Here is a 12,269-nt window from a genome sequence, read left to right on the forward strand (position 1 = left end):
AGTTCCTCCTAATTATCTTCTAATTTAATTCCATGAACATTAACATTAACCTTTTTAACAGTTAATCCTGTTAAGTTTTCAACATTATATTTTACATTTTCTATGATATTTTCACAAACAGTTGATATTTTTATTCCATATTGAATAACTATATGCAAATCTATAAAAATACTATTTTCTTTAAGTACAACATGAACACCTTTACTAGAATTATCCCAACCTAAAAGTTGATAAATTCCATCTTTAGGAGAAACATTAGCTAATCCGCAAACTCCATAACTTTCTCTTAAAACATTAGCTACGATTGTTTTAACCACAACAGGATTAATAGAAACTTTACCTAATTCATTATTAAATTCCATATAAATACCTCCTAATTTATACATAAGTATATAGATTACTATATCAAATTTTAGAAAAAAAATCAATATATTTTACAAATCTTTAATTGCTGATTCCCATTTTACTCTTAATACAAAAAAGAAAAATATAAATGCTGCCATACAATTAGAAAATAAATTACCCCAAAAAATAGAATACACTCCTAAGTACTTTTCTGTAAAAATTATAAAAATATATCTTAGAAGCCAAACTCTCATTATACCTGTTAATAATGGCATTTTTGTTCGTCCAAGTCCTATAAATACTCCTTGTTCAACAGTAAATATTCCAAAACCAATAACCGAATACATATATATTGTAAGAGCTTTATTTGTTATTTTAGTAATCTCTGGATTCTTTTGAAATAAATCTACAATATATGGGTTTAATGGTGTAAAAATAATTATGATTGAAAAGACAATCAATAATGAAAACAATATTCCATAATAAAAAATCTTTTTTGCATTTTTAGAATTGCCATTCCCTATGTTCATACTTATCATTGTAGTAACAGTTGTTCCTACACTGGTTGGTAAAACAAAATAAATAGAATTTATATTTGATGCAATTGTAGAAGCATTTAAAGCAATTGAACCATATTTAACTACTTCTTTATTAATTAAAAAGAATCCAATATATACTAAAATATATGATATTACACTAGGAATAGCTAACTCCATTGTTTTTTTTATAAATTCTAAATCAAATTTAAATTTACGTAAAGATAATTGCATATCAGATTTCTTTAAAAAAAGATCATAATACATCCAAATCCCTATTAAAAGATATGACATAAATGATGCTGATACTGCACCAATAACTCCTAGATTTAGTATAGAAAGAAATATAGTGTTAAAAATTACTTTTAAAACTAATAATATGATCATTCTTAAGAATGGTGCTTCAGGATGTCCCGTACCATTTTTTATAGAATTAAATATAGCAGCCATAAATAAAAATGGTAATACAAAAGAATATAATCCCAAGTATTGAAATACATGGGTTGAAAGCTCTTCATTTACACCTCTCGAAATTATATACGAAAGAATCAAGCAAATTGGAGAAAGTAATAATCCAATTATAAAAGATAAAACTAAAATTTGAACCGAAGCTTGTTTAGTTTTTTCAATATCTCCTTTTCCATATAGTTGTCCTATTATTGCAGAAGCTGCAACACTGAGTCCTTGAGAAAAAGCATTTAAAATATTTATAACTGATTGTGAAAACCCAATAGCCCCAGCTATGACATAACCAGCTTTATTATTTAAGAATAAGCCATCAGAAATAGGAATTAAAGATTGAACAATACCCATCATAAATACTGGTATAGTTAATAAGAAAATAGTCTTCATTACATTTTCACTTAAAATCATTTCTCTTCTTTCTTCAGAACTCTTGTTAAAAATTTTTGTATTCATAAAATCACTCCAATTAAATTATATACCTTAATAAAAATAATTTCAAATAAGAACCCTACACTTCCAAGATGCTTCGCATCGGATTGGTTTTCGGGAACCTTGTTGTTTCACAATAATAAAAAAGCTATCGATTTAACGATAGCTTTTAAAATATTTTAAATTTTTATAATTCTATATCAAGCAATGCTCCAATTGAATTGTCTAATTCTTGATTTTCAAATTTTGCTTGTTCTTGTTCTTCTTCTATAACAACTTCTTCTTGTTCTTCTTCTACAACTTCTACTACTGGTTTTTCAAGAAGCTCTTTAATAGATAAAGAAATTTTTTGATTTTCTTCATCAATATTAATTATTTTAACTTCAACTTCATCTCCAATATTTAAAACATCAGCTGCTTTTTCAATATGATCATGAGAAATTTGAGAAATATGAACTAATCCTTCAACATTTTCTTTTAATTTAACAAATGCACCAAAATCAACTAAATTAATTACTGTTCCTGATACAACATCACCAACTGCATTATTTTCTAAAAATAATTCAAAAGGTTTCTTTGTCAATTGTTTTAATCCTAAAGAAATTCTATTTCTTTCTCTATTTAATTTTAATACAACTACTTCTACTTCATCTCCTACAGATAAAATATCAGAAGGTTTCTTAATTCTATTCCAAGATATATCTGATACATGAATTAATCCATCAACATCTCCTAAGTTAACAAATGCACCAAAGTCAGTTAATTTTCTAACTGTTCCAGTTAAAACATCATCAACAGATAATTTGCTCCAAGCTAAATCTAATTTTTCATTAAGTTCTTTTTGTTCAACTTCTCTTCTTGAAAGAACAACTTTTTTCTTTCTTTCATCTAAACTGATTATTTCACATTCAATTTTCTTTCCAATATATGGTGTAAAATCTTTTACGAAGCTAGTTGTAATATGACTTGCAGGAATAAAAGCATTAATACCATCAACAGTAGCTAATAGGCCTCCTTTAACTTCTTTTACTACTTCAGCTTCTACCAACTCTTTATTATTGAATTTTTCAACAAGATTTTGCCAATCTTTTAGAGATTCAACTCTTTTAGTTGATAAAACAACATTACCTTCTCCGTCATCAAGTTTAATTACATAAACATCAATTTCTTGACCTTCATGGAATAAGTCCTTAGGTTTTTTAGTAATGTCAGAAGATAACTCATCAAGTTTAATAATCCCATCACTTCTATAACCTATATTTACCATAACTTCAGTTTCAGTAACATAAATTATAGTACCTTTCACTATGTCTCTTGGATAAATTTTCTTAATACTCCCTTCTATTTGTTCCATAAATTCATCCTTGCTTAAAATTTCCATACCTTCAACTACCTCCTCTATTAACCAATCCGGAGTTGAAGCGCCGGCGGTTAATCCTATTTTCTTATATTTTACCATATCTTTCAATGGTAAATCTAAAAATGTCTCAATTCTATATACATTTTTACAATGCTTTTTAGCTACATCATAAAGCTTATTTGTATTTGAGCTACTGTATCCCCCAATAACTATCATACAATCTACTTTTTTAGAAATTTCTTCGCAAGAATTTTGTCTTTTTGAAGTTGCATCACAAATTGTATTTTCAATTATAACATTTTCATTTCTATCTTTTATTATATCAGAAAATTGAAAAAATTTCTCTACTAAATTTGTCGTTTGTGAAATAATATATAAATTTTTTTTATTTTTTATCATTTCAGCTTCTTCTTTGGTATTAATTACACAATATTTATCACCACAATAGCCAACCATTGCTTTTATTTCTGGATGATTTTCATCTCCAATAATAATAATTTCATAACCATCTTTTACTTTTTTTTCAATTTTTCTGTATATATTTAATAAAACTGGACATGTACAGTCAATACATTTATGCCCTAAGTTTATCATTTTTTCCTTAATACTTGGATGTATTCCATGAGAACGTAAAACTATAGTTCCTTTATCCTCTTTTTCATAGTCATTAATAATCTTAAGTCCTTTTTTATCAAATTTTTGAACAACTTGAGGATTATGAATTAACTCACCATAAGAATACACCTTTTCATTATTTTTATTTTCATTTAAAGTTTTTTCAGCTAATTTTACAGCTCTTTTAACTCCAAAACAAAAACCAGCATTATTAGCTATTAGTATTTCCATATTTTACTTGATAAATTTGATTGAATAATTCTTCTGTTAATTTATCAATTGCCTCCGAATCTTCCATATTTTCAAAATTATTAATTTCAATCATAGGATATATATCAACAGTTATTTTAGAGAAAATTCTATAGGTACCTTCTATATGAATCGGTAAAATATTAACTTTATTTTTTAAAGCAATAAGCGCTACTCCCTTTTTCATATTATTTATATCAATTGTTTTAACTCTAGTTCCTTCTGGAAATATACCAAGAATATTTCCATCTCTAATGACTCTAAAACAAGATTTTATAGCTTTTATATCAGTATTATCTCTATCTATAGGAATTACTCCCAACTTCCCAAAAAACTTAGCAAATAATTTTTTTTCAAAAAGTTCTTTTTTTGAAAGAAAAAATATTTGTCTCTTAGTTAATGTTGCTAGGATAACCGGATCAAAAATATGAATATGATTTGCACTAATTATAAAAGGTTGATCATCTTTTAAATTTTCAATTCCATTAATTTTAACCCTATAAATAAGATTAACTAAAACGGAAACTATTGAAACTAAAAACCTATACATTATTTTCGCCTCTTATATATGATAAAAATTCTAAAATAGTTTCTTTTAAAGTCTTATTTGTAGAATCTATTTCAATTGCATCTTTTGCCTTTTTTAAAGGAGAAGCAGATCTATTCATATCATCAAAATCTCTTTTTTCAATACTTTCTCTGACTTGCTCTAAATTAAGACCTTTTTTTCTTTCACTTTGTAAAAATCTTCTTTTTGCTCTCTCTTTTGAAGATGCAGTTAAATAAAATTTAAAATCTGCATTAGGAAAAATTACTGTACCAACATCTCTACCATCTAATACACAGCTTCCTTCCATACCAATTTTTCTTTGAAGTGAAACTAAATGATTTCTTACATAATCATAACTTGAAACAACTGATGCTCCCTTAGAAATTTCATCAGTTCTAATTTCTTTACCAAGCTTTACTCCATCTACATAAAGATAATTAGATTTATAAGTAAAATCTGTATCTTCAAGTATCTTCTTAATCTTATCATGATCATCTAAAGAAATATTATTAGAAATAACCTTGTATGCAATAGCTCTATACATAGCTCCAGTATCAATATAATTAATTTTTAATATCTTAGAAAGTTTTTTTGCTATTGTACTCTTTCCAACACCTGATGGTCCATCTATTGCTATAATATAATCCATATTTACTCTCCTTCTATACAAGAAACTCCTGCTAAATGTCCAGTTGAAAAAGCAATTGTTAGGTTGTACCCACCAGTATTTGCATCAACATCTAAAAGTTCCCCTACAATATATAAATTTTTAATTAGTTTGCTCTCCATAGTTGAAGAGTTGACTTCTTTAACTGAAACTCCCCCAATTGTTATTATAGCTTCACTTAAAGGTCTTAAACTATTAAAATTAAATTCTAAATTTTTAATTGTTTCTACTAATTTCTTTCTATCATCTTTGCTTAGTTGATTTACACTAATTTCACCATTAACAGCAGATTTTTCTAGTACTAGCTCAACCATTGCACCAATTAATACATTAGATAATACATTTTTTAAACACTTATTCTTATTTTGATCAAATTCTCTAAGTAATCTTTGATCTAAAGTATGATGATTAATCTTAGGTTTTAAATCAATAGAAACAATAGAATCTTTTGAATTATCAAAATACTTACTTGACTTTAAAACAATTGGTCCACTAAATCCAGTATGTGTAAAAAGCAATTCACCAAATTCCGAATGAATTAGTTTATGATTTGTATTATATATCTTAAAATCTACAAATTTTAAACTAACACCTGAATATTTTCTAACTTTTTCTTTTACATCTATACCTACTAGTCCTGCTTTTAAATCAGTTATCGTATGACCTAATCTTTTTAAAATCTCATGACCTTTACCTCTAGAACCAGTAAATGGATAAGATTTTCCACCAGTTGCAAATACAACTTTATCGAAAAGGCCATAATCTTTATTACAAACTAATTTAAATTTTTCTCCTACAAGTTTTACATCCTCAATTTCAGTATTTAAAATTATATTTACACCTTTTGAGTTTAACGCTTTTTCTAAGGCTTTATTTACATCGCTAGATTTATCAGAAAGTGGAAAAACTCTTCCTCCTCTTTCAACCTTTGTTTCTAAGCCATTATCGTTAAAAAATTTTAGTATATCTTCATTAGTATATGAATATAAACTACTATATAAAAAATTTTTATTACTATTAATTTCATCAAAAAACTCATAAATCTCTTTTGAGTTTGTTATATTACATCTTCCCTTACCGGAAATATATATTTTCTTTCCAATTTTTTCATTTCCATCAAATAAGAATACATCGTTATTCTCATTCTTCGAAAATATCGCACTCATAATACCTGATGCACCTGCACCAATAACTGCTATTTTTATAAAATCACTACCTTGAACTTAATAATTTAACTCATATAAGTATAAAATATTTTTTGCAATTAGTCAAATTTTTTTGTTATTTAATTTTTGAATTTTTACATTTAATATATTTTTAGTAAAATGTAAAAATATGTTATATATTATCATATAAAATTTCTCTTGTAAAAATTTTTTATATTTATAACTAAACAAAAAAATAGGAAGATAAATATCTTCCTAAAAATTTTATAAATAATTATTCAGCTGAAGTAAATGAAGGTCTTTCAACAAAACCACTCTTCAAACATGTAGTACAAACATTAATTCTCTTTACAGAACCGTCAACAACAACTCTAACTTTTCTGATGTTTGCTCCCCATGATCTACTGCTCTTTCTATGTGAGAAAGTTACTTTATTTCCAAATAATTTTGTTTTATCGCAAATTGCACATCTTTTTGACATTTTCATACCTCCTTTTACATACTCATATTTAACATTAGTATTATACCATAGATGACTTGCATTTGCAAGTCTTAAAAAAATTATTTAGTCATAATATTTATTTTCAATATACAAATTATTATCTTTATAAACAAGTTCTATTGGCTCATTATACATTTTTGCTATTTTTCTAAGTCTATCTGAAAAAACTTCTATTCCACTAAACCTATTTACATTTATAAAATTATCAACCATATATTGTACTTTTTTATCATCTGATATATTAAAAAAATCTATCGAACTGTTAATTTTTTTACTAAATTCATTGAAAATTTCCGAAACTTTTTTACCTATATAGTTATCTTTATCAATAATATTCTTTACATCATCATAATGTTCACCATATATATTTTTATATTCTCTAGATTCAAATTCTATATTTTTAATATGTTCATTAAAATATTCTAAATTAACATTTTCAATAAATAAAATTTTTAAAAATAAAGAAAAAGAATAATTATATAGTGCTAACCTGTATGCTCCAAAAATTCTATTAATTTCAAAAATTTTTTCATTAAGACTCATTTTTTTCTTATTTGCAAAAAAATCTTTTATTTTCCATTTATAAAATGAAATATCTTTACTTGAATTTCTATAAATATCATTAATCATAATAATTTCAGAATTTTTAAATATTTCTTTATCATAATTATAATAAAAATCTTTTAAACTTTTTAATAGAATATCTGAATCTGCTTTAAGTTGTGATATCTTATCCTGTTCTAAAAAATTTAATATTTCTTTTTGAGTTCTTTGGATAGTATCCAATTTTTTATCAATACACTTTAAAACAATTGCAACAAATATAATTGTATAATTTATATTTGATGGAATTAATCTAGCCTGTTCTACAATTTTACCATCCTTTAAAACAGACCCATAAAATCCGCCTTCTTTTGCTTTCATCAATTCTCCACCAGATTTCATAGTAACTCTAAATAGTCCTTTTTCTCTTATTGAAGAAGCAATAATACCGGCTATTGATATATCACTTAGAGAAATCTTTGAGTATTTCCCAACATCAAAATATTTATTTTCTTCTTCTGAAAACTTTTTAATATCTAGCAAAACTTTTGTAATTTCGTTTTTGTTATTTTCATCCATAATAACCCTCCCTATTTTTATCTTATCTTCTCCAAAAATATTTCAAGTTCATCTTCTGATATTATATTTATTCCAAGTTCTTGTGCCTTCTTTAATTTTGAACCCGCTTTTTCACCAACAACTAAAAAATCTGTGGACTTTGCGACAGCAGATTGCACTATAAGTCCATTTTTTGAAAAGACATCTTCTAAATCTTTCCTCTTATAATTTTCAAAAGTACCAGTGATTACAATTTTTTTATCTGTAAATTCTGTTTTTGAAACTTCTTCATACAGAATTACTTCTATTCCTTTATCAAGTAATTTATTCAAGGCATCTTTGCTATATTCATCATTAAAAAATTCAAAAATAGAATTGGCTACAACGTCTCCGATATCATTAATTTGTAAAAGTTCTTCAACAGTTGTTTCCCTTAAGTTATCTAAATTTATAAATTTTTTAGCTAAATCTTTTGCAGTTTTTATTCCAACATTTTTAATTCCAAGCGCATAGATAAAGTTCTCAAAATTTACATTTTTACTCTCTTCTATTGAGTTTAATAAATTATTAACTTTCTTATCCTTAAATTTTTCTAGAGTGATAAGTTCACCATATTTTAAATCATATATTTTATACACTTTATCCACTCCCAATTTATCGTATAGTAGTTCAATAGTCTTTTCGCTCAGTCCTTCGATATTCATTGCATTTTTGCTTGAAAAATGAACAAGCGAAGAAGTTAATTGTGGGGTGCATGCAAGAGTATTTGTACAGAAGAAATGCACTCCATCTCTAATTAATTCACTATTACAAAACGGACAATGTGTAGGCATTTTAATTTCTCTCTCATTTCCATTATCTTCATCCATTGTTCCAAGAATTTCTGGAATCACATCATTTGAACGTCTAATTAATACTCTAGAATTTATTTTTATTTTCTTTCTTAAAATATCATCATAATTATTTAACGTTGCTCTTTGAACAGTTACATCACCAATTTCAACTGGCTCTAAGATTGCCGTTGGAGTAACTTTCCCAGTTCTACCAACATTCCATACTACTTCTTTTAATATTGTTGTATATTCTTCTGCTTCAAATTTATATGCTATTGCAAATCTAGGAAATTTATTTGTATATCCAAAAAAGTCTCTAAGCTCAAAATCATTAACTTTAATTACAACACCGTCAGTTAAGTAATCAACTTTTTTTCTTAAAACTTCTATCTCATTTATTTTATCTTTAATTTCATTTATATTTAGACATTTTTTTTCATATCCATTTACTTTGAATTTATTTTCTTTTAAAAATGAAATCATCTCTTCTTGAGTTTTGAATTGTTCATCGGACTTAAAGCCAACATTGTAAATAAAAGCATCTAAATTTCTACTTGCAGTTTTTTTTGAATCAAGATTTCTAATTGCACCTGCAGCAGCATTTCTGGCATTTTTTAAAGGAACGTCAGCGGTTTCATTATATTTAGAAAGTGCTGAAAGAGGCATAATAGCTTCTCCTTGAATTTCAACTAAGCCCTTGTACTCAATTTCAAGAGGAATGCTCTTTATAGTTTTTACTTGTTCTAAAACTTCTTCTCCATATACGCCATTACCCCTAGTTGATGCGGAAACTAAAACACCATTATTATATGTTAAATTAATTGTTAGCCCATCAAATTTAAACTCAACAAAATACTCTAAAGTTTTGTTAGTATTATTTATAGAATTATATTCGTTTAATAGTTTAGTACATCTATTATGAAACTCCTCAAGTTCTTCAAAACTTTGAGCCTTTTGTAAACTATATAATTCTTTTAAATGTGTATGTTTTTCAAATTTTTCCAATACTTCACCACCAACTCTTTGTGTAGGCGAATTTGGTAAAATTATACCTGTTTCTTTTTCCAATTTTAGAAGTTCATCATATAATTTATCATATTCTGCATCACTAACGGTAGGCTCATCCAATGTATAATACTGATAAGCCCACAGATTTAACTTTTCAACAATATTTTTCATTTTATCCATATTTAAACCCTCTTTATACGTTTATCTTTTTTTAGGTCAAATAGTTTTATTCCTTCACCATCAAATGCAACCATAAGCATTACTTTTGATCCAGCTTTGTCACATTTAATTACAGTTCCTAAACCATATTTTTCATGCATGATTTTTTCTCCAACTTTATATAAATCCTTAGAAGCGGTCTTATTAGTTTTTTCATAGTGATTTAAAGGTTTATCTAATTTTGTTCTTCCTATATCTGAGTTTGATATATATGTTCTAGAGTAATCCGTATAAGCATCATTTCTTATTCTAGAAGTAGAAATCCTATCTTCATCATAATTATTATCTAGGTTAATTGTTTTATCATCTACAAAATTTATAATTTCATCAACAAAACTTGAAACTCTATAAAGATTTAATTTTCCATACATAGTCATGCTTTTTGTTGATGATATAAATAATTTTTCTTTAGCTCTAGTAATAGCAACATAAAAAAGTCTTCTTTCCTCTTCAAGTCCATCATCTCTTTCCTTTATTGATCTTTCACTAGGAAATATTCCCTCATTCATTCCTATTATAAAAACTACCCTATATTCTAGCCCTTTCGCAGAGTGAATAGTTGTTAATGTTACTGTTTCATTCAAATCTTCAGTCTTATCAATATCAGATAAAAGGCTATTTGTTTCAAGATATTCCAATAGTTTAACTGCTTTATAATTATTTGATATTTCTTCTAAAAATAAGGCAATATTTTCAGCTTTTTTTTCATATTCTTTACTTTCATTTTCTCTTAAATACTCAAAAAAATTAATAGAATCTAAAAGTTCCTTAACTAAAATTTCAATATCTGTATCATTAACACAAGTAATAAATCCAAAAATTAAATCTCTAAAATTTTCAAATTCTGTTCTTAATTTATTACTTATAGATTCTAGAAATTCATTTCTAAAAAGTCCATCAAAAAGACTTATATTTTCTGAATAGCAAAAATCTTCAAGTTTTTGTAAACTAACATTACCTATAGAACGTTTTGGATAGTTAATTATCCTTCTAAAAGCATTATCATCTTTAGGATTAGCTATTAACTTAAGATAAGCTAGTATATCTTTAATTTCTTTTCTATCGTAAAATTTAAGTCCACCAACCATTTTATAGGCAATAGAATTTTTCCTTAAAGCATTTTCAATAGCAAAAGATTGAAAATTTGCACGATACAGAATAGCAATATCAGATAAATTATAACCTTCGAATATTAACTTAGATATATTTTGGGCAACTTCAATAGCTTCATAGTTTTCATTTTGGTAACTTTTATAAACTATCTCGTCACCACCCTCTTTTTTTGTCCAAAGATTTTTATCTTTTCTATTTATATTATTTTTTATAAGCTCATTTGCACAATCTAATATTTTCTGTGTTGAACGATAATTTTCTTCAAGTAATATTATTTTTGAGTTTGGAAAGTCATTTTCAAAATTTAATATATTTGAAATATTTGCACCTCTCCATCCATATATTGATTGATCTATATCTCCCACTGCACAAACATTTTTATACTTTGAAGCTAAAAGTTTTATTATTTCGTATTGAGCATCATTAGTATCTTGATACTCGTCAACATATATATATTTAAATTTTTCTGAGTAATATTCTAATACTTCTGGAGATTTTTTGAATAGCTCAATAGTTTTAAAAATTAGATCATCAAAATCTAATGCATTATTTTTAGTCAAAATTTCTTCATATTTCTTATAAATTTTTTCTACCACATCAGTATTGTTTCCAAAAGAAAAATATTTTGAAAACTCATTAGGATTAATATTTTTAGCTTTAGCATCACTAATTATTCCTATAACGGCATTTTTATATTCTCCTAGTACAGTTTCCCACGTTGGATTTTGTTTAAAAATTTCTTTTAAAACTAATTTTTGATCATCTCTATCATAAATTGTAAAGTTATTTGAATATCCTATTTTTTCTATATTAAATCTTAAAATTTTAGAACAAATTGAGTGAAATGTTCCAATCCACATATTAGAAATATCTCTGTTAAAAATATTTTCTATTCTTTCTTTCATTTCTTTTCCAGCTTTATTTGTAAATGTTATAGCTAAGATTTCATATTCACTAACATTTTTTTCTAAAACTGCATAAGCAATTTTTGTTGTTAGTACTTTTGTTTTTCCACTTCCAGCACCAGCTAAAACTAATAACGGAGAACCAAAATGTTCAACTGCCTCCAATTGCTTGTTATTTAAACCTTTTAATAAATTCATATATACCC

Annotated in this window: 10 protein-coding genes; all 10 read right to left on the reverse strand. The window is 25.8% G+C overall.

Translation table 11 applies throughout. From position 1 onward, the window contains the following. Positions 1 to 8 precede the first annotated feature (8 nt). Positions 9 to 362 (reverse strand): Asp23/Gls24 family envelope stress response protein, encoded by a 354-nt coding sequence (locus LW893_RS02695; protein ID WP_233055682.1) that lies wholly within the window; start codon positions 360 to 362, stop codon positions 9 to 11. A 72-nt stretch (positions 363 to 434) separates the two neighbouring features. Continuing rightward, complete coding sequence (locus tag LW893_RS02700) at positions 435 to 1,799, reverse strand: MATE family efflux transporter (RefSeq protein WP_233055683.1); 1,365 nt, start codon at positions 1,797 to 1,799, stop codon at positions 435 to 437. A 163-nt stretch (positions 1,800 to 1,962) separates the two neighbouring features. After that, on the reverse strand, positions 1,963 to 3,981 hold the full coding sequence (locus LW893_RS02705; protein WP_233055684.1) for a bifunctional 4-hydroxy-3-methylbut-2-enyl diphosphate reductase/30S ribosomal protein S1: 2,019 nt from the start codon (positions 3,979 to 3,981) through the stop codon (positions 1,963 to 1,965). Further along, a complete protein-coding gene (locus LW893_RS02710; protein WP_233055685.1) occupies positions 3,962 to 4,549 on the reverse strand; it encodes a lysophospholipid acyltransferase family protein in 588 nt (195 codons plus the stop codon). The genes LW893_RS02705 and LW893_RS02710 overlap by 20 nt, the downstream gene beginning before the upstream one ends. Then, positions 4,542 to 5,198 (reverse strand): (d)CMP kinase, encoded by a 657-nt coding sequence (gene cmk / locus LW893_RS02715; protein ID WP_233055686.1) that lies wholly within the window; start codon positions 5,196 to 5,198, stop codon positions 4,542 to 4,544. Before cmk ends, LW893_RS02710 begins: the two co-directional genes overlap by 8 nt. Before the next feature lie 2 nt (positions 5,199 to 5,200). Beyond that, positions 5,201 to 6,421 carry an NAD(P)/FAD-dependent oxidoreductase gene (locus LW893_RS02720; RefSeq protein WP_332908903.1) on the reverse strand — a complete coding sequence of 407 codons (1,221 nt, stop codon included), beginning with the start codon at positions 6,419 to 6,421 and terminating at the stop codon, positions 5,201 to 5,203. A gap of 235 nt (positions 6,422 to 6,656) precedes the next feature. Beyond that, the gene (rpmB, locus tag LW893_RS02725) at positions 6,657 to 6,863 is read right to left on the reverse strand and encodes a 50S ribosomal protein L28 (protein ID WP_009372827.1); all 207 of its coding nucleotides are present in this window, start codon (positions 6,861 to 6,863) and stop codon (positions 6,657 to 6,659) included. 84 nt (positions 6,864 to 6,947) lie between these two features. After that, positions 6,948 to 8,006, reverse strand: a complete 1,059-nt coding sequence (locus tag LW893_RS02730; protein ID WP_233055688.1) for a hypothetical protein — start codon at positions 8,004 to 8,006, stop codon at positions 6,948 to 6,950. Positions 8,007 to 8,023: 17 nt separating this feature from the next. Further along, a complete protein-coding gene (gene ligA, locus LW893_RS02735) occupies positions 8,024 to 10,006 on the reverse strand; it encodes an NAD-dependent DNA ligase LigA (RefSeq protein WP_233055689.1) in 1,983 nt (660 codons plus the stop codon). A gap of 2 nt (positions 10,007 to 10,008) precedes the next feature. Continuing rightward, positions 10,009 to 12,261: an ATP-dependent helicase gene (locus LW893_RS02740; protein ID WP_233055690.1), complete on the reverse strand. Its 2,253-nt coding sequence runs from the start codon at positions 12,259 to 12,261 to the stop codon at positions 10,009 to 10,011. Between the last annotated feature and the right edge of the window lie 8 nt (positions 12,262 to 12,269).

Origin of the sequence: Parvimonas micra (assembly GCF_021300775.1) — a bacterium.
Classification (GTDB): domain Bacteria; phylum Bacillota; class Clostridia; order Tissierellales; family Peptoniphilaceae; genus Parvimonas.

Coding starts and splice junctions, on each gene's coding strand:
- LW893_RS02695 (WP_233055682.1), bottom strand. CDS start 362: ATGGAATTTAATAATGAATTAGGTAAAGTTTCTATTAATCCTGTTGTG.
- LW893_RS02700 (WP_233055683.1), bottom strand. CDS start 1,799: ATGAATACAAAAATTTTTAACAAGAGTTCTGAAGAAAGAAGAGAAATG.
- LW893_RS02705 (WP_233055684.1), bottom strand. CDS start 3,981: ATGGAAATACTAATAGCTAATAATGCTGGTTTTTGTTTTGGAGTTAAA.
- LW893_RS02710 (WP_233055685.1), bottom strand. CDS start 4,549: ATGTATAGGTTTTTAGTTTCAATAGTTTCCGTTTTAGTTAATCTTATT.
- cmk (WP_233055686.1), bottom strand. CDS start 5,198: ATGGATTATATTATAGCAATAGATGGACCATCAGGTGTTGGAAAGAGT.
- rpmB (WP_009372827.1), bottom strand. CDS start 6,863: ATGTCAAAAAGATGTGCAATTTGCGATAAAACAAAATTATTTGGAAAT.
- LW893_RS02730 (WP_233055688.1), bottom strand. CDS start 8,006: ATGGATGAAAATAACAAAAACGAAATTACAAAAGTTTTGCTAGATATT.
- ligA (WP_233055689.1), bottom strand. CDS start 10,006: ATGGATAAAATGAAAAATATTGTTGAAAAGTTAAATCTGTGGGCTTAT.
- LW893_RS02740 (WP_233055690.1), bottom strand. CDS start 12,261: ATGAATTTATTAAAAGGTTTAAATAACAAGCAATTGGAGGCAGTTGAA.